This is a genomic window from Streptomyces sp. SS8 (assembly GCF_054072955.1).
Genome location: NZ_JBSVCZ010000005.1, coordinates 116,767 through 141,562, shown reverse-complemented (window position 1 = coordinate 141,562; position 24,796 = coordinate 116,767). Strand labels below are relative to the sequence as shown.

Here is a 24,796-nt window from a genome sequence, read left to right as displayed (position 1 = left end):
ACCCGCGGGCGGTACGGCGCCGGCGCGGGAGCGGTGCGGGACGCGTATGCGGAACCGGTGCGGGATCAGCGCAGGAAGGGGTCCACCGCCACCGCCACGAACAGCAGCGACACATAGGTGATGGACCAGTGGAACAGCCGCATCTCCTTGAGCTTGGCGCCCGTGACCCCGGCCTTGGCCCTGGCCTGGAGGGCGTGCGCCTCCCACAGCCACCAGCCGCCCGCGGCGAGCGCGACCAGCGGGTAGAACCAGCCGACGTAGCCCAGCGGCCACAGGGTCAGCGAGACGGCCACCATGACCCAGCTGTAGACCACGATCTGCCGGGCCACCGCGCGGTTGCCCGCGACGACCGGGAGCATCGGGACCCCGACGCGGGCGTAGTCGTCCTTGACCTTCATCGACAGCGGCCAGTAGTGCGGCGGCGTCCAGAAGAAGATGACCAGGAAGAGGACGACGGCGGCCCAGCTCACCTCGTTCTTCACCGACGACCAGCCGATGAGCACGGGCATGCAGCCGGCGATGCCGCCCCAGACGATGTTCTGGGCGGTGCGCCGCTTGAGGATCATCGTGTAGACGACCACGTAGAACAGCAGCGCGCCCAGGGACAGCGCCGCAGAGAGCCAGTTGACCGTCCAGCCGAACCACAGCGTGGAGACCACGGCCAGCGTGACGCCGAAGACCAGGGCCTCGCGCGGGGTCAGCACACCGGTGACCAGGGGGCGCCGCTCGGTGCGGTGCATCAGCGCGTCGATGTCGCGGTCGATGTACATGTTCAGCGCGTTGGCGCCGCCCGCCGACAGGTAGCCGCCCAGGCAGGTCGCCAGGACCAGCCACAGGTCGGGGACGCCCTGTTCGGCGAGGAACATCACCGGAATGGTGGTGATCAGCAGCAGTTCGATGATCCGCGGCTTGGTCAGCGCCACATAGCCCTTGATACGGGCCCCGAGCGGCCGGTGTGCTGGGCTCTGATCGAGCTCCCCCACAACCCCTCGGGTGTGGGCGGTATCCCCACCCGCGGGACGGGATTCGACGGCCGTCACGGACACCCCTGATCACGATGCGACATGCGCGGCTCGCGCCGCGTGGGAACAAGCGAGTCCGGACCTTCGCAGGCCCCCTCACGACTCGCACCTACCACGCCACTGTAGACGCTGGCCATACGCCGCTCGCCCCGGGGGTCGCCCGTGTCGGTGCGCCCCGCCGGGGGGTGCCCCGGCGGGGCGCGGACAGGAGCCGCGGGGGGCCTCGCGCGGCACCTCGAGGTCGCGCTCATGTGCGCCCGGCGCCCCACAGATGCCCAGGTGAGGACCGTGGAGCGCCCGGTTTCAAACGATTCGTTCTCCCCGCTTCCCAAAGGGTGAGCGGGCCGAAAGAGGGAACCCTGGCGAGGGTACGCTCGACACCGCCCGGTGTGACCTGACAGACACCGGCCTTCGACATGTGGAGAGGAGCCCTGACGCAGGGTGAGCACCAAGCCGACCACCACAGATCTCGAGTGGACCGAACTGGATCAGCGGGCTGTCGACACCGTACGGGTCCTGGCGATGGACGCCGTGCAGAAAGTCGGTAACGGACACCCCGGTACCGCCATGAGCCTCGCTCCGGCGGCGTACCTGCTCTTCCAGAAGCTGATGCGGCACGACCCGTCCGACGCGCGGTGGACGGGCCGGGACCGGTTCGTCCTCTCCCCCGGCCACACCAGCCTGACGCTGTACATCCAGCTGTACCTGTCCGGCTACGGGCTGGAGCTGGAGGACCTGAAGGCCTTCCGCACCTGGGACAGCAAGACCCCGGGCCACCCGGAGTACGGCCACACGGCCGGGGTCGAGACCACCACCGGCCCGCTGGGCCAGGGCATCGCCAACGCCGTGGGCATGGCGATGGCCGCCCGCTACGAGCGCGGTCTGTTCGACCCGGAGGCCGCCCCGGGCGCCTCCCCCTTCGACCACACCATCTGGACGATCGTCTCCGACGGCGACCTGGAGGAGGGGGTCTCGGCCGAGGCCTCCTCGCTGGCCGGCCACCAGAAGCTGGGCAACATCGTCGCCCTGTACGACGACAACCACATCTCCATCGAGGGCGACACCGCGACCGCGCTGTCCGAGGACGTCCTGAAGCGCTACGAGGCCTACGGCTGGCACGTCCAGCGCATCGAGCAGGCGCCCAGCGGCGACTTCGACGTCCAGGCGCTGTACGCGGCGCTGAAGGCGGCGCGGGAGGAGACCGAGCGGCCCTCCCTGATCGCCGCCCGCACGATCATCGCCTGGCCCGCGCCGAACGCGCAGAACACCGAGGCCTCACACGGCTCCGCGCTGGGCGAGGAGGAGGTCGCGGCCACCAAGCGGGTGCTGGGCTTCGACCCGGAGAAGGACTTCGAGGTGGCCGACGAGGTCCTCCGGCACGCCCGTGAGGTCGTGGACCGGGGCCGCCGGGCGCGCCGTGCCTGGGAGGACGAGCTCGCCAAGTGGCGCGGGGCCAACCCCGACCGCGCCGCCGAGTTCGACCGGATCAGCGCCGGGAGGCTGCCCGAGGGCTGGGAGAAGGCGCTGCCCTCCTTCCCCGCCGGCAAGGACATGGCCACCCGCAAGGCGTCCGGCGCGGTGCTCAAGGAGCTGGGCGGTGTGATCCCCGAGCTGTGGGGCGGCTCCGCCGACCTCGCGGGCTCCAACAACACCACCATCGACGCCTCCTCGTCCTTCCTCCCGGCGGACAACCCGCTGCCGGAGGCGGACCCGTACGGCCGCACGGTGCACTTCGGCATCCGCGAGCACGCCATGGGCTCGACCATGAACGGCATCGCGCTGCACGGCAACACCCGGATCTACGGCGGCACCTTCCTGGTGTTCTCCGACTACATGCGTCCGGCGGTGCGGCTGGCGGCCCTGATGGGGCTGCCGGTCACCTACGTGTGGACGCACGACTCCATCGGCCTGGGCGAGGACGGCCCGACCCACCAGCCGGTCGAGCACCTGGCGGCGCTGCGCGCCATCCCGGGCCTGAACATGGTCCGCCCGGCCGACGCCAACGAGACCGCGATCGCCTGGCGCGAGATCATGCGCCGCCACGGCGACCGCCCTGCCCCGCACGGCGTCGCGCTGACCCGGCAGAACGTGCCGACCTACGAGCCCAACGAGGACGCCGCCCGCGGCGGGTACGTGATGTTCGAGGCCACGGACTCCCAGGGGCGCGAGTGCGAGCCGCAGGTGATCCTCATCGCCACCGGCTCGGAGGTGCAGCTCGCCGTGGCCGCGCGCGAGTCGCTCCAGGCCGAGGGCGTGCCCGCCCGGGTGGTGTCGATGCCGTGCCTGGAGTGGTTCGAGGAGCAGGACCGCACCTGGCGCGAGCGCGTGCTGCCGCCGTCGGTCCGGGCGCGCGTGGCCGTCGAGGCCGGTGTCGGTCTGACCTGGCACCGCTATGTCGGCGACGCCGGCCGGATCGTCTCCCTGGAGCACTTCGGCGCCTCCGCCGACTACAAGGTGCTCTACCGGGAGTTCGGCCTGACCGGCGAGGCGGTCGCCGCCGCCGCCCGGGAATCCGTCGCCGCCGCCGCACGCTGACGCCAACAGGCAACGAGATCAGGAGATGCATTCCTCATGACAGACGCACTCAAGCGCCTGAGTGACGAAGGCGTGGCGATCTGGCTGGACGACCTGTCCCGCCAGCGCATCACGTCCGGCAACCTCGCCGAGCTGCTGAACGAGCAGCACGTCGTGGGTGTCACCACCAACCCGTCGATCTTCCAGAAGGCGATCTCCGAGGGGCACGGCTACGACCGGCAGCTCACCGACCTCGCCTCCCGCGGTGTGACGGTGGAGGAGGCGATCCGGATGATCACCACCGCCGACGTCCGCGACGCCGCCGACATCCTGCGCCCGGTCTTCGACGCCACGAACGGGCAGGACGGCCGGGTCTCCATCGAGGTGGACCCGCGGCTGGCCCACGCCACACGGCCCACGGTCGCCGAGGCCAAGCAGCTCGCCTGGCTGGTGGACCGCCCCAACACCCTGATCAAGATCCCCGCCACCACCCCCGGGCTTCCGGCGATCACGGAGACCATCGCCGCGGGCATCAGCGTCAACGTCACGCTGATCTTCTCGCTGGAGCGCTACCGGATGGTGATGGACGCCTACATGGAGGGTCTGGAGCAGGCGAAGGCCAGGGGGCTGGACCTGTCGGAGATCCACTCCGTGGCGTCGTTCTTCGTCTCCCGGGTGGACACCGAGATCGACAAGCGGCTGACGGCCCTGGGCACCGAGGAGGCGCTGGCGCTGCGCGGCAAGGCGGCGCTGGCCAACGCACGGCTGGCCTACCAGGCGTACGAGGAGGTCGTCGCCTCCGACCGCTGGACGGCCCTGGAGGCCGCCGGCGCCAACCGGCAGCGTCCGCTGTGGGCCTCCACCGGTGTGAAGGACCCCGGCTACCCCGACACCCTCTACGTCACCGGGCTGGTCGCGCCGAACACGGTGAACACCATGCCGGAGGCCACCCTGGAGGCCGTCGGCGACCACGGCGAGATCACCGGCGACACCGTGCGCGGCACCTACGAGCAGGCCCGCGCCGACCTCGACGCGATCGCGAAGCTCGGCATCGGCTACGACGAGGTCGTCGAGCAGCTCGAGGTCGAGGGCGTGGACAAGTTCGAGCAGGCCTGGAACGATCTGCTGGCCTCCACCGAGGCCGAGCTGAAGCGCCTCGCGCCGAAGGAGGCATAGAGCAGGTGAGCAGCGCAGCCAACCCGCTGCGTGACGCACAGGACCGGCGGCTCCCGCGCATCGCGGGGCCGTCGGGACTGGTCATCTTCGGCGTCACAGGCGATTTGTCACGAAAAAAGCTGATGCCCGCCGTTTACGACCTGGCGAACCGGGGCCTGCTCCCACCGGGTTTCTCCCTCGTCGGCTTCGCCCGCCGCGAGTGGGAGGACCAGGACTTCTGCCAGGTCGTGCACGATTCGGTCAAACAGTACGCCCGCACCCCCTTCCGCGAGGAGGTCTGGCGGCAGCTCGGCGAGGGGATGCGCTTCGTCCCCGGCGTCTTCGACGACGACGACGCGTTCGCCCGGCTGAAGTCCACCATCGACGAGCTGGACAAGTCCCGCGGCACCGGGGGCAACTTCGCGTTCTACCTCTCGGTGCCGCCGAAGTTCTTCCCCACCGTCCTGGAGCAGCTCAAGAAGCACCAGCTGTCCGAGGCCCCCGACGGATCCTGGCGCCGCGCGGTCATCGAGAAGCCCTTCGGCCACGACCTGGCCAGCGCCCAGGAGCTGAACAGGGTCGTCCACCGGGTCTTCCGCCAGTCCGACGTCTTCCGGATCGACCACTACCTGGGCAAGGAGACCGTCCAGAACATCCTGGCGCTGCGCTTCGCCAACACGATGTTCGAGCCCCTGTGGAACCGCTCCTACGTGGACCACGTGCAGATCACGATGGCCGAGGACATCGGCATCGGCGGCCGCGCGGGCTACTACGACGGCATCGGCGCCGCGCGCGACGTCATCCAGAACCACCTGCTCCAGCTGCTGGCCCTGACCGCGATGGAGGAGCCCGTCTCCTTCGACGCCAAGGCGCTGGTCACCGAGAAGCTGAAGGTGCTCAACGCGGTGCGGCTGCCGAAGGACCTGGGCCTGCACACCGTGCGCGGCCAGTACCGGGCGGGCTGGCAGGGCGGCGAGAAGGTGCCCGGCTATCTGGAGGAGGAGGGCATCGACCCGGCCTCCCGGACGGACACCTACGCCGCCATCAAGCTGGAGATCGACAACCGCCGCTGGGCGGGGGTCCCCTTCTACCTGCGCACGGGCAAGCGGCTGGGCCGCCGGGTCACCGAGATCGCGGTGGTCTTCCAGCGCGCCCCCTACTCCCCCTTCGACGCCACCGACACCCGGGAGCTGGGCCAGAACGCCCTGGTCATCCGGGTGCAGCCGGACGAGGGGGTCATGATCCGGTTCGGCTCCAAGGTGCCCGGCACCTCGATGGAGATCCGCGACGTGACGATGGACTTCGCCTACGGCGAGTCCTTCACCGAGTCCAGCCCCGAGGCGTACGAGAGGCTCATCCTGGACGTGCTGCTGGGCGACGCCAACCTCTTCCCCCGGCACCAGGAGGTCGAGCGCTCCTGGGAGATCCTGGACCCGGTCGAGGAGTACTGGGACGCGCACGGCAGGCCCGAGCCGTACACCGCCGGGACCTGGGGTCCCCAGGCGGCCGACGAGATGCTCGCACGCGACGGACGGAGCTGGCGGCGGCCATGAACATCGACCTCACCGACACCACCTCCGGCCGGATCAACGCGGCCCTGGTACGAGCGCGGCGGGCGATGGGCAGCCCGGCCGTCGGGATGGTGCTCACCCTCGTCATCGTCACCGACGAGGGCAGCCACTACGACGCGCTGAAGGCGGCCAGCGACGCGTCGAAGGAGCATCCCTCCCGCATCCTCGTCGTGGTTCGGCGCCCGGGCCGCTCGCCCCGCGACCGGGCCATGGCCCGGCTCGACGCCGAGGTGCGGGTGGGCGGCGACACCGGCACCGGCGAGACGGTCCTGCTGCGCCTCCACGGCGAACTGGCCAACCACGCCCACAGCGTCGTCCTGCCCCTGCTGCTGCCGGACGCGCCGGTCGTGGTGTGGTGGCCGGCCGATCCGCCCGAGTACCCCTCGAAGGACCCGCTGGGCGCCCTGGCACAGCGGCGCATCACCGACGCGGCGGAGACCGAGGACCCGGTCGCGGCCCTCAGGGGGCGTGCCGGCTCCTACGCGCCGGGCGACACCGACCTCTCCTGGACCCGTGTCACCCTGTGGCGCAGCGTGCTGGCCGCCGCCCTGGACCAGAAGCAGGCCCGTGTGACCCGGGCGGTGGTCGAGGGCGAGGAGTACAACCCCAGTTCGGAGCTGCTGGCGCTGTGGCTGGCCGACCGTCTGGGCGTCCCCGTCGAGCGCGTGCTCTCCGGCGGCCCCGGCATCACGGCGGTGCGGCTGGCGACGGAGGAGGGCGACATCTGCCTGGACCGCGGCGACGGTTCGCTGGCGACGCTCTCGGTGCCGGGCCAGCCGGACCGGAGCGTGGCCCTGCACCGGCGCTCCACGGCCGAGCTGATCGCCGAGGAGCTGCGGCGCCTGGACCCGGACGAGACCTACGCGGGCGCCGTCCGCTTCGGCCTCGACCGCCTGGTGCGCGGGCAGGTCGCCGAGATGGAGGCGGCCGAGGCGGCGCAGGCTCAGGCGGCGCGGGCCCCGGGCGGGGAGCAGGCTCCCCCGCAGATCGTCGTCCACCCGGACAAGGAGCGGATGGCCCGGGCCACGGCCGCACGTCTGATCACCGCGATCGTGGACGCGCAGACCGCCCGCGGCCGGGCCCACGTCGCCCTGACCGGGGGCCGCAACGGCAACGCCCTGCTCGCCGCCCTGGCACAGGCCCCGGGACGGGACGGCGTGGACTGGTCCCGCGTCGACGTGTGGTGGGGCGACGAGCGGTTCCTGCCCGACGGCGACCCGGACCGCAACCACACCCAGGCCCGCGAGGCGCTCCTGGACTCCCTCCCCCTGGAGCCGTCGCGCGTCCACCCGATGCCCGCCGGCGACGGTCCCCACGGCGACGACGTGGACGCGGCCGCCGGGGCGTACGCGGCGGAGCTGGCCGCGGCCGCCGGTGAGAGCGGTCCCGGCGACGGCGGTACGGACGGCGACGGCGGCGGTACGGACGCGGCGGTGCCCGCCTTCGACGTGCTGCTGCTGGGGCTGGGCCCGGACACCCATGTGGCCTCGCTCTTCCCCGGCCACCCGGCCGCGGAGGAGACCGGGCGCACGGTCGTCGGTGTACGGCGGGCGCCCAAGCCGCCGCCGACCAGGATCTCCCTCACCCTCCCGGCCCTCCGGGCGGCCCGGGAGGTCTGGCTGCTGGCGGCGGGCGAGGACAAGGCCGAGGCCGCTGCCGGCGCGCTGACCGCCGGCGACCCGGCGCGGACCCCCGCGGCGGGTGCCCGCGGACGCGAGCGCACCCTGTGGATCCTCGACGAGCAGGCGGCCGCCCTCCTGCCCGAGTCGGTCCGGGGCTGACCGGCGCCGCGGGAGCCCGTACCGAACGCGGCGGCCCCGCTCCCTCCGGCGAGTTCCGGAGGGAGCGGGGCCGCCGCCGTTGCGGGAGGGCCACCGGCGCCCGCAGGGCGTGCGGGCGCCGGTGCGGGCCGGTGTCCCGTCGGGGGTCCGCCGGGGTCCGTCCGGCCCGTCCCGGGCCGCTCGTCAGTCCCGGCCGCGCAGCGAGCGGTAGCGGGCCACCAGGGCCGAGGTGGAGGCGTCCAGCCCCTCCACCTCGGTGCCCTCGGTCAGCGCGGGCTCGATGCGCTTGGCGAGCACCTTGCCCAGCTCCACACCCCACTGGTCGAAGGAGTCGATGTCCCACACCGCGCCCTGGACGAACACCTTGTGCTCGTAGAGGGCGACGAGCTGCCCCAGCACCGACGGGGTCAGCTCGGAGGCCAGGATCGTCGTCGTGGGGCGGTTGCCGCGGAACGTGCGGTGCGGGACCTGCTCCTCGGCGACGCCCTCGGCTCGGACCTCCTCGGCGGTCTTGCCGAAGGCGAGCGCCTGGCCCTGGGCGAAGAGGTTGGCCATCAGCAGGTCGTGCTGGGCCGCCAGCGTGGGCTCCAGGCCGGCCACGGGCCGGGCGAAGCCGATCAGGTCCGCCGGGATCAGCCTGGTGCCCTGGTGCAGCAGCTGGAAGTAGGCGTGCTGGCCGTTGGTGCCGGGCGTGCCCCACACCACCGGACCGGTCTGCCAGTCCACCGGCTCGCCCTGCCGGTCCACGGACTTGCCGTTGGACTCCATGTCGAGCTGCTGGAGGTAGGCGGTGAACTTCGACAGGTAGTGGCTGTAGGGCAGCACCGCGTGCGACTGCGCCCCGAAGAAGCCGCCGTACCAGATGCCCAGCAGGCCCAGCAGCAGCGGGGCGTTCTCCTCGGGCGGCGCGGTGCGGAAGTGCTCGTCGACGGTGCGGAAGCCGTCGAGCATCTCGCGGAAGCGCTCCGGGCCGATGGCGATCATGAGGGAGAGGCCGATGGCCGAGTCGTAGGAGTAGCGTCCGCCGACCCAGTCCCAGAACTCGAACATGTTCGTGGTGTCGATGCCGAACTCCGCGACCGCCTCCGCGTTCGTCGACAGCGCCACGAAGTGCTTGGCCACCGCCTCCCTTCCCGCGCCCAGACCGGCCAGCAGCCAGTCCCTGGCGGAGGTGGCGTTGGTGATGGTCTCGATCGTGGTGAAGGTCTTGGAGGCGACGACGAACAGCGTCCGGGCCGGGTCCAGGCCCTGCAGCGCCTCGTGCAGGTCCGCGCCGTCCACGTTGGAGACGAAGCGGACGTCCAGTTCCCGGTCGGTGTAGGCGCGCAGCGCCTCGAAGGCCATCGCCGGGCCCAGGTCGGATCCGCCGATGCCGATGTTGACGATGTGCCTGACGGGCAGACCGGTGTGCCCGGCCCACTTCCCGGCCCGCACCGCCTCGGCGAAGGCGGACATCCGGTCGAGCACGGCGTGCACGGCGGGCACGATGTTTCCCCCGCCCTCCCCGGCCCCGGCGTCCACCTCGATCACCGCCTCGCGCGGGGCGCGCAGGGCGGTGTGGAGGACTGCCCGGTCCTCGGTGGTGTTGATCCGCTCGCCGCGGAACATCGCCTCCCGCAGCCGCGCCACCCCGGTCGCCTCGGCCAGCTCGCGCAGCAGCCGCAGGGTCTCGTCCGTGACCAGGTTCTTGGAGTAGTCCAGGTACAGGTCGCCGACCCGGACGCCGTAGCGCTCGCCGCGCCGCGGATCGGCGGCGAACAGCTCGCGCAGGTGCACCTCCCCCAGTTCCTCGCGGTGCCTGGCCAGCGCCTGCCACTGCGGCATCCGGTCGAGCCTGCCGCGGCCTTCAGCGTTCATCTGGGAAATCAGTCCATTCCTGTCGTACGGACCCCGCCGCGTCCCAACCTAATGGAACGACGGCCCGGCCGCGCGCCCCGTCGGGGCGTACGGCCGGGCCGTCGTGCGCCGTTGTCCGGCCGGCCGGCCGGTGTTCAGATCTCCCCGCGGAGCTTGGCCAGCGCCTCGGCGAGGATCGCCTCGCCGTCGGCGTCGCTGCGCCGCTCGCGCACGTACGCGAGGTGGGTCTTGTACGGCTCGGTGCGCGGCGGGTCCGGCGGGTTGTCCCGGTCCTTGCCGGCCGGGAAGCCACAGCGCGGGCAGTCCCAGGTCTCCGGGATCTGCGCGTCGCTGGCGAAGCTGGGTTGGGTCTCGTGCCCGTTGGAGCACCAGAAGGAGATGCGCAGGCGCGGCGCGGACTCGCCTCGCTCGGCCTCCCCCATCGGCCCCGCTCCGACCCGGCTTCCCCGGATCGCGTTGCCACTTGCCACGGTCGTAACTCCCTGCCTTCACGGTGCCGCGGAGCATCGACGGGCAGCTCCGCTGCGGGTGCCCCAGTGTACGTAGGGCCCAACGCGCGTCCACAGAACCGAGTTGCGGCCCTCTTCGGGTGCTGCGGGCGCGAGCCTCATGATAGGCCGGGAAGGCGACACGGCGTCAGAGCGCGGCGTCCGCCATCCCGTGGCGACACGCCGGCGGGTGCCGGCGGCCTCAGCCGTCGAGCTTCATCAGGATGCCGAGCGCCACGATGATGGCGAACCAGATCAGGCCCACCACGACCGTGATGCGGTCGAGGTTGCGCTCGGCGACCGAGGAGCCGCCGACGGAGGACTGCATGCCGCCGCCGAACATGTCGGAGAGGCCGCCGCCCTTCCCCTTGTGCATCAGCACGAGCAGCATCAGCAGCAGGCTGAAGACGATGAGGGCGATGGAGAACCCCAGGATCACGGCTGGACCAACTCTCTCGGACGGATGACGGGAACTGTCGGGACTTGCAGGGTACGGGGCCGGGAGACGTCGTGCGTGCTCGCTCCCGGCCCCGACAGGGTACGACGTGGACGGCCCGCCGTCACTCGCCGGCGGCGGCCGCCGGCGGCCCTACTGGTCGCGGAACCGGACGATCTTCACGAACTCGTCCACGTCCAGCGCGGCCCCGCCGACCAGAGCACCGTCCACGTCCGGCTGTGCCATGATCGCGGCGACGTTCCCGGACTTCACCGAGCCGCCGTACTGGATGCGGACCCCGTCGGCCAGCTCGCGGTCGTACAGCTCGGCCAGGCGGCCGCGGATCGCGCCGCACACCTCCTGGGCGTCCTCGGGGGTGGCGACCTCGCCGGTGCCGATCGCCCACACCGGCTCGTAGGCGATCACGATGCGGGCGGCCTGGTCGGCGGGGATGTCCTTGAGGGCGCCGTCGACCTGGGCGAGGGTGTGGGCGACCTGGTCGCCGGCCTTGCGGACCTCCAGGCCCTCGCCGACGCACAGGATGGGGGTCAGGTCGTTCAGGTAGGCCGCCTTGACCTTGGCGTTGCACAGCTCGTCGGTCTCGCCGTGGTATTGGCGCCGCTCGGAGTGGCCGACGGCCGCGTAGGTGCAGTTGAGCTTCGCCAGCATCGCCCCGGAGACCTCGCCGGTGTACGCGCCGGAGACGTGCGCCGAGATGTCCTGGGCCCCGTAGCGGATCTTCAGCTTGTCGCCGTCGACCAGGGTCTGCACCGAGCGCAGGTCGGTGAAGGGCGGCAGGACGGCGACCTCGACGGCCTCGTGGTCCTTGTCGCTCAGGGCGAAGGCGAGCTTCTGGAGATGGGCGATGGCCTCCAGGTGGTTGAGGTTCATCTTCCAGTTGCCCGCCATCAGCGGGGTGCGGTTTGCCATGGGTGGAGGTGCCTTTCAGTTCGCTCCGCCGCGGCAGCGGCTCGTGTCGCTGTCGCCCGCGCGGCGCGGGGGCGCGGGCGTCGTGGTCGTTCGCGGCCCGGCGGCCGCGGGTGCTCCCCGGGTGCGCCGGGTCTCCCGGCGCGCCCGGTCAGTCCTCCAGCGCGGCGAGGCCGGGAAGCGTCTTGCCCTCGAGGTACTCGAGGCTGGCGCCGCCCCCGGTGGAGATGTGGCCGAAGGCCTCCTCGTCGAAGCCCAGGATGCGGACGGCCGCCGCGGAGTCCCCGCCGCCGACGACGGTGAAGGCCGGGCTGTCGATCAGCGCCTGGGCCACGGCCCGGGTGCCCTCGGCGTAGTCCGGGTGCTCGAAGACGCCCATCGGGCCGTTCCAGAAGACGGTGGCCGCGTCCGCGAGCTTGGCGGCGTACAGCTCCTGGCTGCGGGGGCCGATGTCCAGTCCCATCAGGTCGGACGGGATGGCGTCCGCGGCCACGGTGACGGGCTCGGAGGGCGCCTTGGTGCTCAGGTCCGGGAAGCCTGCGGCGGCCACCACGTCGACGGGGAGGACGAACTCCACGCCGCGCTCCTCGGCACGCTTGAGGTAGCCCTGGACCGCCGGGATCTGGTCCTCCTGGAGCAGCGAGGCGCCGATCTCGTGTCCCTGGGCCTTCAGGAAGGTGTAGGCCATGCCGCCGCCGACGAGGATGCGGTCGGCGCGCTCCAGCAGGTGGTCGATGACGCCGAGCTTGTCGGAGACCTTCGCGCCGCCCAGGACCACGGCGTAGGGGCGCTCGACGTCGTCGGTGAGCTTGCGCAGGACGCCGACCTCGGTGGCGATGAGGCCGCCGGCGGCGTGCGGCAGCCGCGCCGGGAGGTCGTAGACGGAGGCGTGGCGGCGGTGCACCGCGCCGAAGCCGTCGCCGACGTAGACATCGGCGAGGGCCGCCAGGCTGTCGGCGAAGGCGCCGCGCTCGGCGTCGTCCTTGCTGGTCTCGCCGGCGTTGAAGCGCAGGTTCTCCAGTACCGCGACCTGTCCGTCGGCGAGGGCGCCGACGGTGGACTTCGCGGCCTCGCCGACGGTGTCGGTGGCGAACGCGACGTCCCGGCCCAGCAGTTCGCCCAGCCGCTCGGCCACGGGGGCGAGGGAGAACCGCGGGTCCGGGGCGCCCTTGGGGCGGCCCAGGTGGGAGGCGACGATCACCCTGGCGCCGGCCTCGGCCAGCCTGCCGATCGTCGGGACTGCGGCGCGGATACGGCCGTCGTCGGTGATGGCCCCGCTCTCCAGCGGCACGTTCAGATCGGCGCGGACGAAGACCCGCCTGCCCGCGACACCGAGGTCGTCGATCGTCTTCATGGTGTGGCTCCGTGGTGGTCTGCTCGGTGGTTTGCACGGTTGCCGGCCCTGCGGCCGGTCATCGCGAGGCGGGGCCCGCGGGGCGCGTCATCGCGCCCCGCGAACCCCGCCGCGTCACGTCTCGGCGCTGCTGTCCGGCAGCGTGGTCAGAGCCGCTCGCCGACGTAGACCGTCAGGTCCACGAGGCGGTTGGAGTAGCCCCACTCGTTGTCGTACCAGCCGACGACCTTGACCTGCTTGCCCTGGACCATGGTCAGGGAGGAGTCGAAGGTGCAGGAGGCCGGCCAGTTGACGATGTCCGAGGAGACGATCGGGTCCTCGGTGTACTCCAGGACGCCCTTCAGCCGGCCCTCGGCGGCCTTCTGGAAGGCGGCGTTGACCTCGTCCTTGCCGACCTCTCGGTCGAGCTCCAGCACGAGGTCGGTGACCGAGCCGGTCGGGACCGGGACGCGCATGGCGATGCCGTCCAGCTTGCCCTTGAGCTGCGGCAGGACGAGGGCGGTGGCCTTGGCCGCGCCGGTCGAGGTCGGGATGATGTTCTCGGCCGCGGCGCGGGCGCGGCGCAGGTCCTTGTGCGGGAAGTCCAGGATGCGCTGGTCGTTGGTGTACGCGTGGACGGTCGTCATCATGCCCTTGACGATGCCGAAGTTCTCGTCCATCACCATGGCCATCGGCGCCACGCAGTTGGTGGTGCAGGAGGCGTTGGAGACGACGTGGTGCTTGTCGGCGTCGTAGGACTCGTGGTTGACGCCCATGACGACGGTGATGTCCTCGTTCTTGGCCGGGGCCGAGATGAGGACCTTCTTCGCGCCCGCCGCCAGGTGCTTGGCCGCGTCCTCGCGCTTGGTGAAGATGCCGGTGGACTCGATGACGATGTCGGCGCCGAGCTCGCCCCACGGAAGGGCGGCCGGGTCGCGCTCGGCCATCGTCCTGAAGGTCTGGCCGCCCACCGTGATGGTGTCGGCGGTGTGGCTGACCTCCTGCTTCAGACGGCCCAGGATGCTGTCGTACTTCAGCAGGTGGACAAGGGTCGCGTTGTCGGTCAGGTCGTTGACACCGACGATCTCGACGTCCGCGCCCTGCTCCAGGAGGGCGCGGAAGTAGTTCCGTCCGATGCGGCCGAAGCCGTTGATGCCTACGCGGATCGTCACGAACCGATCTCCTCGCTAGGTACGCCGGTGCGGACACCGGCGAAGCTGTTTGGGATGTCCCCGACCATCTCCGACCCTACCGCGCCGGGTGCTCGCGAGTGACATCGGCCACCCCGCCGTGTGCGGTGTGGCGCACCGGTGGCAGGACGTACCCGCGAGGGCGCCCGGCAGACATCCCGGGCGCCCGGGTCCGCGGCCGCGGAGCGAGGAGGGCGCGGTGCGCGGGGGCGGCGCGGAGGGCGGCGGGCGGGGGCGGCGCGCGCGGGAGGGGGCCGTCCGAGCCCGCTCAGCCGACCATCTCCTCCGTCAGGTTCGACTCGGTGCCCGGGATCCCGAGGTCGGCGGCGCGCTTGTCGGCCATGGCCAGCAGCCGCCGGATGCGCCCGGCGACGGCGTCCTTGGTCAGCGGCGGGTCGGCCAGCGCGCCCAGCTCCTCCAGGGACGCCTGCTTGTGCTCCATGCGCAGCCGGCCGGCCGCGGCCAGGTGCTCGGGCACCTCGTCGCCCAGGATCTCCAGCGCGCGCTGCACCCGGGCCCCGGCGGCGACGGCGGCGCGGGCCGAGCGGCGCAGGTTGGCGTCGTCGAAGTTGGCCAGCCGGTTGGCGGTGGCCCGCACCTCGCGGCGCATCCGCCGCTCCTCCCACGCCAGCACCGACTCGTGGGCGCCCAGACGGGTCAGCAGCGCGCCGATGGCGTCGCCGTCGCGGACGACGACCCGGTCCACACCGCGCACCTCGCGCGCCTTGGCCGCGATCTGCAGGCGGCGGGCGGCGCCGACGAGGGCGAGGGCGGCCTCGGGGCCGGGGCAGGTGACCTCCAGGGAGGAGGAGCGTCCGGGCTCGGTGAGCGAGCCGTGCGCCAGGAAGGCACCGCGCCAGGCGGCCTCGGCGTCGCAGGTGGCCCCGGAGACCACCTGCGGCGGCAGGCCGCGCACCGGGCGGCCGCGGCCGTCGACCAGCCCCGTCTGCCGGGCGAGCTGATCACCGCCCGCCACCACCCGTACGACGTAGCGGCTGCCGCGGCGCAGTCCGCCGGGGGCCATGACCACCAGGTCGGAGGCGTGGCCGAAGATCTCCAGGATGTCCTTGCGGAGTCTGCGGGCGGCGATGCCGGTGTCCAGCTCGGCCTCGATCACGATGCGGCCGCTCACCAGGTGCAGTCCGCCGGCGAACCGCAGGATGGAGGAGACCTCCGACTTGCGGCAGCAGGTCCGGGTGACGGGTAGCCGGGAGATCTCGTCCTTCACCGCTGCCGTCATCGCCATGGGCCGATCCTTCCATGCATTCGAAAAATCCGGTCGTACGCGGCGGCCAGCAGCTCCGGGTCGTGCCGGGGGGCTCCTCCCGGGGCGGCCACCGGTGCCAGCTCGACCGTGCCGCCGAGGCGCCGGGCGGCGTCGCGGAGGCCCTCCTCGTCGGGCACGGCGGCCCGGTCGGCCAGCACCACGTCGAAGGCGAGTTTAGGGGCGTGTCGGGCCAAAACCTCCAAATGACGCTGCGGGGAGAAGCCGTCGGTCTCTCCCGGCTGCGGTGCGAGGTTGAGCGAGAGCACCCGGCGCGCCCTGGTCTCGGTGAGCGCCTGGAGGAGTTCGGGCACCAGCAGGTGGGGGATGACCGAGGAGAACCACGAGCCGGGGCCGAGCACCACCCAGTCCGCGTCGAGGACCGCCTCGACGGCCTCGGGGACGGCGGGCGGATCGTGCGGAACGAGGTGCACCTGCTGCACCTCGCCGGGGGTGAGGGCGACGGTGGCCTGGCCCCGGACGGTGGTGACCTCCCGCGGGCGGGCCGGGTCGTGGCCGCGCACCAGGGCACGCAGCTCCAGCGGGACGGCGGACATCGGCAGCACCCGGCCGTGCGCGCCCAGCAGCTTGCCCACCAGGTCCAGGGCCTGGACGTGGTCGCCGAGCTGCTCCCACAGGGCGACGATCAAAAGGTTGCCCACCGCGTGCTCGTGCAGGTCGCCCCGGCTGACGAAGCGGTGCTGGATGACCCGGGCCCAGGTCTGGCCCCACTCGTCGTCGCCGCACAGCGCAGCCAGGGCCTTGCGCAGGTCGCCGGGGGGCAGGACGCCCAGTTCGTCGCGGAGCCGCCCGCTGGAGCCGCCGTCGTCGGCGACGGTGACCACGGCGGTCAGGTCGCGGGTGATCCGGCGCAGCGCGGCCAGCGAGGCGGACAGGCCCATGCCGCCGCCGAGCGCCACCACCTTCGGGGTCCCGCCGCGGGCCCTGCGGGTGGTGCCCAGGCGCCGCAGTCTGCGGGTGCGGACGGTCACTCGCGTCCCATGTCCCGGTGCACGACGACCGTCTCGACTCCCTCGGCGGCCAGCCGGGCGGCCAGCTTCTCCGACATCGCCACGCTGCGGTGCTTGCCGCCGGTGCAGCCGACCGCGACGGTCACGTAGCGCTTGCCCTCGCGGCGGTAGCCGGCGGCGATGAGCTGGAGCAGTTCGGCGTAGCGGTCCAGGAACTCCTTGGCGCCGGGCTGGTTGAAGACGTACTGGGAGACCTCCTCGTTGAGGCCGGTGTACGGCCGCAGCCCGGGCACCCAGTGCGGGTTGGGCAGGAAGCGGCAGTCGACGACGAGGTCGGCGTCGACGGGGAGGCCGTACTTGTAGCCGAAGGACATCACCGTCGCCCGCAGCTCGGGCTCCTCCTCGCCGGCGAACTGGGCGTCGAGCTTGGCCCGCAGTTCGTGGACGTTGAGGGCCGAGGTGTCGATGACCAGGTCGGCGTCGCCGCGCAGCTCGCGCAGCAGGTCGCGCTCGGCGGCGATGCCGTCCACGATGCGCCCGTCGCCCTGGAGCGGGTGGGGACGGCGCACCGACTCGAAGCGGCGCACCAGGGCGTCGTCGGACGCCTCCAGGAAGACGATCCGGCGGGTGACGTTCTTGGCGTCGAGGTCGGCGAGGGACTCGCGCAGGTTGTCGAAGAAGCGGCGGCCGCGGACGTCGACGACGACGGCGATCTTGGCCACGTTGCCCTGCGAGCGGGCGCCGAGGTCGACCATGGTCGGGATCAGGGCGGGCGGCAGGTTGTCCACCACGAACCAGCCGAGGTCCTCCAGGCACTTGGCGGCGGTGCTGCGGCCGGCGCCGGACATACCGGAGATGATGACCAGCTCGGGGATGGCGGCGGTGCCGTCGCCTCCGTTTCCGGCGGTCTCCGCGACCGCGCCCGTACTCGTACCCGTGGCCACCTGCGCTCCGTCTCCCATGTGATCGTTCATCGCGCTCTCCCCCGCCCGCCTGTGCCGTTCCGCTTGCCGTCGCCGGTGCACTACTGGTCTTCCCGGTCCTCCAGGATCTCACCTGTGGCGGTGTTCACCGCCGGAGCGGCCGGAGCCGCCTGCGCCAGGGCCGCGGCGACGGCCTCGGCGGTCTTGCGTCCGACGCCCGGGACCTCGCAGATCTGCTCGACGGTGGCGGCGCGCAGCCGCCTGACCGAGCCGAAGTGCTTGACCAGGGCCTGTTTGCGGGACTCCCCCAGGCCGTGGACGGCGTCCAGCGGGCTCGCCTTGAGCGCCCGCGACCGCTTGCCGCGCTGGTAGCGGATGGCGAAGCGGTGCGCCTCGTCGCGGACCCGCTGGAGCATGTACAGGCCCTCGCTGGTGCGGGGCAGGACCACCGGGTCGTCCTCGCCGGGCAGCCACACCTCCTCCAGGCGCTTGGCCAGCCCGCACACGGCCACGTCGTCGATCCCCAGCTCGTCCAGGGCCCGCCGCGCGGCGGCGACCTGCGGCTGCCCGCCGTCGACCACGACCAGCTGCGGCGGGTAGGCGAACTTCGGCGCCCGGCCGCGGCCCGCCTCCTCGGCCGGGGCCGGCCCGTCCACTCCGTCCGCCCCGTTCACGCCGGCCGCGCCCTCCGGTGCGCTCCCGGGCCCCCGGCTCCCGTGTTCCTCGCCCTCCTCCGCGGTGGCCCACTCGCCCGTGCGCTGCCTCTCCTGGAGGTAGCGGCGGAAGCGGCGGGAGACCACCTCGTGCATGGAGCGGACGTCGTCCTGCCCGGCGAAGCCCTTGATCTGGAAGCGGCGGTACTCGCTCTTGCGGGCCAGCCCGTCCTCGAAGACCACCATCGAGGCCACCACGTCCTCGCCCTGGAGGTGGGAGATGTCGAAGCACTCGATGCGCAGCGGGGCCGACTCCAGCCCGAGGGCCTCGGCGATCTCCTCCAGCGCGCGGGAGCGGGTGGTCAGGTCGGAGGCGCGCCTGGTCTTGTGCAGGGCCAGGGCCTGCTGGGCGTTGCGCCGCACCGTCTCCATCAGGGCGCGCTTGTCGCCGCGCTGCGGCACGCGCAGGTCCACGGCCGCGCCGCGCCGGCCGGCCAGCCACGCGGTGAGCGGTTCCACCGGGTCGGGCAGGGCGGGGACCAGGACCTCCCGGGGCACGGCGTCGCCGCTCTCCTCGCCGTAGAGCTGCTGGAGGGCGTGCTCGACCAGGCCGGCGGTGGTGACCTCCTCCACCTTGTCGGTGACCCAGCCGCGCTGGCCGCGCACCCGGCCGCCGCGGACGTGGAAGATCTGGACGGCCGCCTCCAGTTCGTCCTCGGCGACCGCGACCAGATCGGCGTCGGTGGCGTCGTGGAGGACGACGGCGTTCTTCTCCATCGCCCGCTTCAGCGCCTCGATGTCGTCGCGCAGCCGGGCGGCCCTCTCGTACTCCATCTCCTCGGCCGCCCGCTGCATCTCCCGCTCCAGGCGGCGCAGGTGGGCGCCGGTGCGCCCGGCCATGAAGTCGCAGAACTCCTCGGCCAGCCGCCGGTGCTCCCCTGCGTCGACCCGGCCGACGCAGGGCGCCGAGCACTTGCCGATGTAGCCGAGCAGACAGGGGCGGCCGATCTGGGCGGAGCGCTTGAAGACCCCTGCCGAGCAGGTGCGCACCGGGAAGACGCGCAGCATCAGGTCGACGGTCTCGCGGATCGCCCAGGCGTGCGCGTACGGCCCGAAGTAGCGCACGCCCTTCTTCCTGGGCCCGCGCATCACCTGCACGCGCGGGAACTCCTCGTTCATCGTGACCGCGAGGGAGGGGTAGCTCTTGTCGTCGCGGTACTTGACGTTGAAGCGCGGGTCGAACTCCTTGATCCAGGAGTACTCCAGCTGGAGCGCCTCGACCTCGGTGGAGACCACCGTCCACTCCACGGAGGCGGCCGTGGTGACCATGGTGCGGGTGCGCGGGTGGAGGCCGGCCAGGTCCTGGAAGTAGTTGGCCAGGCGCTGGCGCAGGCTCTTCGCCTTCCCGACGTAGATCACCCGGCCGTGTTCGTCGCGGAACTTGTAGACCCCCGGGGAGTCGGGGATCTCTCCAGGCCTGGGGCGGTAGCTGGAGGGGTCTGCCATGGCGCCCACCTTACTGGCGGCGTACGACACACGGGGCGGGCGGCGGCGCGTTCCGCCGCCGCGCCGCTCCCGTCACCAGCCGCGTTCGCGCCACTGGGCCAGGTGCGGGCGCTCGGCGCCCAGGGTGGTGTCGGCGCCGTGGCCGGGGTAGACCCAGGTCTCGTCGGGGAGCTCGCCGAAGAGCTTGGCCTCCACGTCGTCCAGCAGCGTGGTGAACGCCTCGGCGTCGCCGCGGGTGTTGCCGACTCCGCCGGGGAAGAGGCAGTCGCCGGTGAACAGGTGCGGGTGGCCGTGGGGGTCGTCGTAGACCAGTGCGATGGATCCGGGGGTGTGGCCCCGCAGGTGGCGGGCGGTGAGCGTGACGCGGCCGACGGTCACGGTGTCACCGTCCTCCAGGGGCACGTCGGTGGGCACCGGGATGCCCTCGGCGTCGTGGCGCCCGGCGTAGGTGCGCGCGCCGGTGGCCCGGACGACGGCGTCGAGCGCCTGCCAGTGGTCACCGTGCCGGTGGGTGGTGACGACCGAGCCGATGCCGTCCTCGCCGATGAGGCCCAGCAGGGTGTCCGGCTCGTCGGCCGCGTCGATCATGAGCTGCTCGCCGGTGGCGCGGCAGCGCAGCAGGTAGGCGTTGTTGTCCATGGGGCCGACCGCGGCCTTGGAGATCACCAGGTCGGTCAGCTCGTGGACGTCCGGCGGACCGCCGACCGCGACTTTTCCTGTGTACGGCATGGGGTGTGCGGCTCCTTCCGGGAGGGGGCGCGGTCGGCGATCAGTGTGTCAGAGGGGTGGCAGCGCGGGCAGGGACGCGGCGGAGGCGGTGAGTCCGGTGCCGTCGGTGCGGCCCGTGAGCCAGCCGACGAGCGCGGTGGGCGAGCCGGCGACGGTCACCGCCCGCTCCCCCTGGCCGGCCGCGCGGCCGGTGCGCAGGACGCGGCCGTCCTCCACCCTCAGCTCCACGGGTTCCACATCGGGGTGCCCCGCGAACCGCCTGGCCATGTTCTCCAGCTCGCGGTCGGTGAAGGAGGCGGGCATGTCCGCCAGCCCGTACCCGACGCCGAGGTCGACGTGGTGCAGCTCGACCTCGATCCGGCGGCGGAAGGGGAGGGAGGAGGCGAGGTCGGTGACGCCGTTGCGCAGTTCGACGGTGGCGCCCCACTGCCCGCCGGTGAGCCGGGCCATCGCCTCGTCCAGGCGGGCGGCACTGCCGCCCAGGTCCTCCAGCTGGGCCGCCAGGGGGCGGGGGGCGTCGCGTTCGATGTCGGCCTCACGGGCCTCGGCGCTGGGGTACATGGGGCGGCCGGCCAGCACGTTGACCAGGGCGTCGGCGTTGCGTGCGAGGTGGGCGAGGACATGGCCGCGGGTCCAGCCCGGCAGCTTCGAGGGGGCGGCCAAGGCGGCGTCGTCCAGCTTCCGGACGGCGGCCATGAGGCGGTCGGTGGACTCCCTCAGGTCGGCGGTGTCGGCGACGGGGTCTGCGGTGGGACCGGCGGGGCCGGCGGCGGGCACAGTCATGATCCAAAGCTATCGCCACCACTCCTTCGGGTGAAGGAGAGCCAGAAGGCCCGTAAATCGAATACGCGTGCTATAAGCTCGCGGTGCGCCCCGGGCACGACACCAAGGCGGCGCTACCCCATACCCTTGGGCAGGGGCTCCGGGCAGGCGTCCGGCCCCTACATCCCACACGAAAGGTGCCAATCGGCGTGGCCGACCGTCTCATCGTCCGTGGGGCTCGCGAGCACAATCTCAAGAACGTCTCGCTCGACCTCCCCCGCGACTCCCTCATCGTCTTCACCGGGCTGTCCGGGTCGGGCAAGTCCTCGCTCGCCTTCGACACCATCTTCGCCGAGGGGCAGCGTCGCTACGTGGAGTCGCTGTCCTCCTACGCCCGGCAGTTCCTGGGGCAGATGGACAAGCCGGACGTGGACTTCATCGAGGGCCTGTCCCCGGCGGTCTCCATCGACCAGAAGTCCACCTCCCGCAACCCCCGCTCGACGGTCGGCACCATCACCGAGGTCTACGACTACCTGCGGCTGCTGTTCGCCCGGGTCGGCAAGCCGCACTGCCCCGAGTGCGGGCGCCCGATCGCCCGGCAGTCCCCGCAGGCGATCGTGGACAAGGTGCTCTCCCTGACGGAGGGCAGCCGCTTCCAGGTCCTCTCCCCGCTGGTGCGCCAGCGCAAGGGCGAGTTCGCGGACCTCTTCGCCGAGCTGCAGACCAAGGGCTACAGCCGCGCCCGGGTGGACGGCGCCACGGTCCAGCTCTCCGATCCGCCGAAGCTGAAGAAGCAGGAGAAGCACACGATCGAGGTGGTCGTGGACCGCCTGACGGTCAAGGAGAGCGCCAAGCGGCGGCTGACCGACTCCGTCGAGACCGCGCTGGGCCTGTCCGGCGGCATGGTGATCCTCGACTTCGTCGATCTGGACGAGGACGACCCGCAGCGCGAGCGGATGTACTCCGAGCACCTGTACTGCCCCTACGACGACCTGTCCTTCGAGGAGCTGGAGCCGCGCTCGTTCTCCTTCAACTCCCCCTTCGGCGCCTGCCCGGAGTGCAGCGGCATCGGCACCCGTATGGAGGTGGATCCGGAGCTGGTCGTCCCCGATCCGGACAAGTCGCTGGACGAGGGCGCGATCCACCCCTGGTCGCACGGCCACAGCAAGGAGTACTTCGGGCGGCTGATCGGCGCCCTGGCCGACGCGCTCGGTTTCCGCACCGACGTCCCCTTCGGCGGTCTGCCGCAGCGCGCGAGGAAGGCCCTGCTCAACGGCCACCGCACGCAGATCGAGGTCCGCTACCGCAACCGCTACGGGCGGGAGCGGTCGTACACCACGGCCTTCGAGGGCGCGGTCCCGTTCGTGCGGCGGCGGCACTCGGAGGCGGAGACGGACTCCAGCCGGGAGCGCTTCGAGGGCTACATGCGCGAGGTGCCCTGCCCCTCCTGCGAGGGCACGCGGCTCAAGCCGATCGTCCTGGCCGTGACGGTGCAGGGGAAGTCGATCGCCGAGATCTCCGCGATGTCCATCAGCGAGTGCGCCGACTTCCTGAGCGCCATGAAGCTCAGCGAGCGCGAGAAGGCCATCGCCGAGCGGGTCCTGAAGGAGGTCAACGAGCGGCTGCGGTTCCTGGTCGACGTCGGCCTGGACTACCTCTCCCTCAACCGCGCCGCCGGAACGCTCTCGGGCGGCGAGGCGCAGCGCATCCGGCTGGCGACCCAGATCGGCTCCGGTCTGGTGGGCGTGCTCTACGTGCTGGACGAGCCGTCCATCGGCCTGCACCAGCGCGACAACCACCGGCTGATCGAGACCCTGGTGCGGCTGCGGGACATGGGCAACACCCTGATCGTCGTCGAGCACGACGAGGACACCATCAAGACCTCCGACTGGGTGGTGGACATCGGCCCGGGCGCGGGCGAGCACGGCGGCAAGGTGGTGCACAGCGGGCCGCTGAAGGAGCTGCTGGCCAACGAGGAGTCGGTGACCGGGCAGTACCTGTCGGGACGGAGGGCCATCCCGACCCCGGGGAAGCGCCGCCCGGTGGACCGCAAGCGGATGCTGACCGTCCGCGGCGCCAAGGAGAACAACCTGCGCAACATCGACGTGTCGTTCCCGCTGGGGGTGTTCACCGCGGTCACGGGCGTCTCCGGCTCGGGCAAGTCCACCCTGGTCAACGACATCCTCTACACCCACCTGGCCCGCGAGCTGAACGGCGCGAAGTCGGTGCCGGGCCGGCATGTGCGGGTGGAGGGCGACGAGAACGTGGACAAGGTGGTGCACGTCGACCAGTCCCCCATCGGCCGCACCCCCCGCTCCAACCCGGCCACGTACACGGGCGTCTTCGACCATGTGCGCCGGCTGTTCGCCGAGACGACGGAGGCGAAGGTCCGCGGCTACCTGCCGGGGCGCTTCTCCTTCAACGTCAAGGGCGGCCGCTGCGAGAACTGCTCCGGTGACGGCACCATCAAGATCGAGATGAACTTCCTGCCGGACGTGTACGTGCCGTGCGAGGTCTGCCACGGAGCGCGCTACAACCGGGAGACCCTGGAGGTGCACTACAAGGGCAAGTCCATCGCCGAGGTGCTGGACATGCCGATCGAGGAGGCGCTGGGGTTCTTCGAGGCGGTGCCCGCCATCGCCCGCCATCTGCGCACCCTCAACGACGTCGGTCTCGGCTACGTGCGGCTCGGCCAGCCCGCCACCACGCTCTCCGGCGGCGAGGCGCAGCGTGTGAAGCTCGCCTCGGAGCTCCAGAAGCGCTCCACCGGCCGTACGGTCTACGTCCTGGACGAGCCGACCACGGGCCTGCACTTCGAGGACATCAGCAAGCTGATCGAGGTGCTGTCCGGACTGGTGGACAAGGGCAACACGGTGATCGTCATCGAGCACAACCTCGATGTGGTCAAGACGGCGGACTGGGTCGTGGACATGGGTCCGGAGGGCGGCAGCGGCGGTGGCACGGTCGTCGCCCAGGGCACCCCGGAGCAGGTCGCGGTGGTTCCCGGGAGCCACACCGGCAAGTTCCTCCAGGACGTCCTGCCGCTGAAGCCGTGAACGGCCGAGAGAAGGACACGACCATGAGTGACGCGGCCCCCGCCTCCCCGGGCCGCCGCACCGTGCTGTGCGGTGTGGCCCTCACCGGGGCGGCGGGCCTCGGCCTGACCGCCTGCTCCGGCGGGGGTGGCGAGCGGGCTCCGGCGGTCCCGACCGCGCCCGTGGACCTGGGCGCGGCCGACGCCGTACCCGTGGGCGGCGCCCGGCTGTACCGCGAGAAGAGACTGGTGGTCTCGCAGCCCACCGAGGGCGAGTACAGGGCGTTCAGCGCGGTGTGCACCCACGCGGGCTGTGTGCTGACCTCGGTGAAGGAGCTGGAGGCCGACTGCACCTGTCACGGCAGCCTCTTCGACACCACCAGCGGCGAGGTGCTGGCCGGTCCGGCGGGCGCGCCGCTGCCCTCGGTCCCGGTCAGGGTGGAGGACGGCCGCCTCGTCGCCGGTCCCGGCGACTGAGCGCAGCCGGTCCCGGCGACTGAGCGCAGCCGGGCCCGGCGACTGAACACAGCCGGGCCTTGGAGGGCCGACGGCCCGATCCGCTCCCGCATGTCCCCCGTGCGTCCGTTCGGCCCAACGGACGCACGGGGGATGCGTGTTGTTCCGGCGATGTTCGCGCACGCCCTCTGGTGTGGACCGGTGGGCCTTGCCACCCTGTGGCG

At 72.3% G+C, this 24,796-nt stretch carries 19 protein-coding genes; 6 read left to right on the top strand and 13 right to left on the bottom strand.

Annotation, left to right across the window (positions count from 1 at the left end; genetic code table 11):
• Nucleotides 1-65: 65 nt before the first annotated feature.
• Nucleotides 66-1,040 (bottom strand): heme o synthase, encoded by a 975-nt coding sequence (locus tag ACW69E_RS07135; RefSeq protein ID WP_457497330.1) that lies wholly within the window; start codon nucleotides 1,038-1,040, stop codon nucleotides 66-68.
• 423 nt (nucleotides 1,041-1,463) lie between these two features.
• Between ACW69E_RS07135 and tkt the strand changes: the two genes are divergently transcribed.
• From tkt to opcA, 4 genes are read left to right on the top strand one after another with little or no spacing between them, the layout of a single operon-like run.
• Entirely contained in the window at nucleotides 1,464-3,557 is a 2,094-nt protein-coding gene (gene tkt, locus ACW69E_RS07130) for a transketolase (RefSeq protein WP_457497329.1), read from the top strand.
• Between the two features lie 36 nt (nucleotides 3,558-3,593).
• Complete coding sequence (gene tal / locus ACW69E_RS07125) at nucleotides 3,594-4,712, top strand: transaldolase (protein ID WP_457497328.1); 1,119 nt, start codon at nucleotides 3,594-3,596, stop codon at nucleotides 4,710-4,712.
• Between the two features lie 5 nt (nucleotides 4,713-4,717).
• Nucleotides 4,718-6,244, top strand: a complete 1,527-nt coding sequence (gene zwf / locus ACW69E_RS07120) for a glucose-6-phosphate dehydrogenase (RefSeq protein WP_457497327.1) — start codon at nucleotides 4,718-4,720, stop codon at nucleotides 6,242-6,244.
• Entirely contained in the window at nucleotides 6,241-8,043 is a 1,803-nt protein-coding gene (opcA, locus tag ACW69E_RS07115; RefSeq protein WP_457497326.1) for a glucose-6-phosphate dehydrogenase assembly protein OpcA, read from the top strand. The genes zwf and opcA overlap by 4 nt, the downstream gene beginning before the upstream one ends.
• A gap of 183 nt (nucleotides 8,044-8,226) precedes the next feature.
• Here opcA and pgi read toward each other — a convergent pair whose 3' ends face one another.
• From pgi to ACW69E_RS07055, 12 genes are all read right to left on the bottom strand, one after another.
• A complete protein-coding gene (gene pgi / locus ACW69E_RS07110) occupies nucleotides 8,227-9,900 on the bottom strand; it encodes a glucose-6-phosphate isomerase (protein WP_457497325.1) in 1,674 nt (557 codons plus the stop codon).
• 134 nt (nucleotides 9,901-10,034) lie between these two features.
• Nucleotides 10,035-10,370 carry an RNA polymerase-binding protein RbpA gene (locus ACW69E_RS07105; RefSeq protein ID WP_162465822.1) on the bottom strand — a complete coding sequence of 112 codons (336 nt, stop codon included), beginning with the start codon at nucleotides 10,368-10,370 and terminating at the stop codon, nucleotides 10,035-10,037.
• A 220-nt stretch (nucleotides 10,371-10,590) separates the two neighbouring features.
• Entirely contained in the window at nucleotides 10,591-10,827 is a 237-nt protein-coding gene (gene secG, locus ACW69E_RS07100; protein ID WP_093655373.1) for a preprotein translocase subunit SecG, read from the bottom strand.
• Nucleotides 10,828-10,977: 150 nt separating this feature from the next.
• Nucleotides 10,978-11,754, bottom strand: a complete 777-nt coding sequence (gene tpiA / locus ACW69E_RS07095) for a triose-phosphate isomerase (protein WP_457497324.1) — start codon at nucleotides 11,752-11,754, stop codon at nucleotides 10,978-10,980.
• Nucleotides 11,755-11,902: 148 nt separating this feature from the next.
• Nucleotides 11,903-13,105, bottom strand: a complete 1,203-nt coding sequence (locus ACW69E_RS07090) for a phosphoglycerate kinase (protein ID WP_457497323.1) — start codon at nucleotides 13,103-13,105, stop codon at nucleotides 11,903-11,905.
• A gap of 146 nt (nucleotides 13,106-13,251) precedes the next feature.
• Entirely contained in the window at nucleotides 13,252-14,256 is a 1,005-nt protein-coding gene (gap, locus tag ACW69E_RS07085; RefSeq protein ID WP_457497322.1) for a type I glyceraldehyde-3-phosphate dehydrogenase, read from the bottom strand.
• Between the two features lie 286 nt (nucleotides 14,257-14,542).
• The gene (gene whiA, locus ACW69E_RS07080) at nucleotides 14,543-15,520 is read right to left on the bottom strand and encodes a DNA-binding protein WhiA (RefSeq protein WP_093655366.1); all 978 of its coding nucleotides are present in this window, start codon (nucleotides 15,518-15,520) and stop codon (nucleotides 14,543-14,545) included.
• Nucleotides 15,511-16,530: a gluconeogenesis factor YvcK family protein gene (locus tag ACW69E_RS07075; protein WP_394636895.1), complete on the bottom strand. Its 1,020-nt coding sequence runs from the start codon at nucleotides 16,528-16,530 to the stop codon at nucleotides 15,511-15,513. Before ACW69E_RS07075 ends, whiA begins: the two co-directional genes overlap by 10 nt.
• Complete coding sequence (rapZ, locus tag ACW69E_RS07070; protein ID WP_457497321.1) at nucleotides 16,527-17,483, bottom strand: RNase adapter RapZ; 957 nt, start codon at nucleotides 17,481-17,483, stop codon at nucleotides 16,527-16,529. Before rapZ ends, ACW69E_RS07075 begins: the two co-directional genes overlap by 4 nt.
• A 50-nt stretch (nucleotides 17,484-17,533) precedes the next feature.
• Nucleotides 17,534-19,591 carry an excinuclease ABC subunit UvrC gene (uvrC, locus tag ACW69E_RS07065; protein WP_457497320.1) on the bottom strand — a complete coding sequence of 686 codons (2,058 nt, stop codon included), beginning with the start codon at nucleotides 19,589-19,591 and terminating at the stop codon, nucleotides 17,534-17,536.
• 72 nt (nucleotides 19,592-19,663) lie between these two features.
• Nucleotides 19,664-20,320 (bottom strand): MBL fold metallo-hydrolase, encoded by a 657-nt coding sequence (locus tag ACW69E_RS07060; protein WP_457497319.1) that lies wholly within the window; start codon nucleotides 20,318-20,320, stop codon nucleotides 19,664-19,666.
• A 48-nt stretch (nucleotides 20,321-20,368) separates the two neighbouring features.
• Entirely contained in the window at nucleotides 20,369-21,103 is a 735-nt protein-coding gene (locus tag ACW69E_RS07055; RefSeq protein ID WP_457497318.1) for a maleylpyruvate isomerase family mycothiol-dependent enzyme, read from the bottom strand.
• A gap of 188 nt (nucleotides 21,104-21,291) precedes the next feature.
• On the opposite strand from ACW69E_RS07055, the gene uvrA reads away from it, so the two are divergent.
• Both uvrA and ACW69E_RS07045 read left to right on the top strand, forming a co-directional pair.
• A complete protein-coding gene (gene uvrA, locus ACW69E_RS07050; protein WP_457497317.1) occupies nucleotides 21,292-24,138 on the top strand; it encodes an excinuclease ABC subunit UvrA in 2,847 nt (948 codons plus the stop codon).
• 23 nt (nucleotides 24,139-24,161) lie between these two features.
• Nucleotides 24,162-24,593 carry a Rieske 2Fe-2S domain-containing protein gene (locus tag ACW69E_RS07045; protein WP_457497316.1) on the top strand — a complete coding sequence of 144 codons (432 nt, stop codon included), beginning with the start codon at nucleotides 24,162-24,164 and terminating at the stop codon, nucleotides 24,591-24,593.
• Nucleotides 24,594-24,796: the final 203 nt, after the last annotated feature.

Excerpts from the sequence above, each read along its gene's own strand:
- tal (WP_457497328.1), top strand. The coding sequence starts at position 3,594 with ATGACAGACGCACTCAAGCGCCTGAGTGACGAAGGCGTGGCGATCTGG.
- opcA (WP_457497326.1), top strand. The coding sequence starts at position 6,241 with ATGAACATCGACCTCACCGACACCACCTCCGGCCGGATCAACGCGGCC.
- pgi (WP_457497325.1), bottom strand. The coding sequence starts at position 9,900 with ATGAACGCTGAAGGCCGCGGCAGGCTCGACCGGATGCCGCAGTGGCAG.
- tpiA (WP_457497324.1), bottom strand. The coding sequence starts at position 11,754 with ATGGCAAACCGCACCCCGCTGATGGCGGGCAACTGGAAGATGAACCTC.
- ACW69E_RS07090 (WP_457497323.1), bottom strand. The coding sequence starts at position 13,105 with ATGAAGACGATCGACGACCTCGGTGTCGCGGGCAGGCGGGTCTTCGTC.
- whiA (WP_093655366.1), bottom strand. The coding sequence starts at position 15,520 with ATGGCGATGACGGCAGCGGTGAAGGACGAGATCTCCCGGCTACCCGTC.
- rapZ (WP_457497321.1), bottom strand. The coding sequence starts at position 17,483 with ATGAACGATCACATGGGAGACGGAGCGCAGGTGGCCACGGGTACGAGT.
- uvrC (WP_457497320.1), bottom strand. The coding sequence starts at position 19,591 with ATGGCAGACCCCTCCAGCTACCGCCCCAGGCCTGGAGAGATCCCCGAC.
- ACW69E_RS07060 (WP_457497319.1), bottom strand. The coding sequence starts at position 20,320 with ATGCCGTACACAGGAAAAGTCGCGGTCGGCGGTCCGCCGGACGTCCAC.
- ACW69E_RS07055 (WP_457497318.1), bottom strand. The coding sequence starts at position 21,103 with ATGACTGTGCCCGCCGCCGGCCCCGCCGGTCCCACCGCAGACCCCGTC.
- ACW69E_RS07045 (WP_457497316.1), top strand. The coding sequence starts at position 24,162 with ATGAGTGACGCGGCCCCCGCCTCCCCGGGCCGCCGCACCGTGCTGTGC.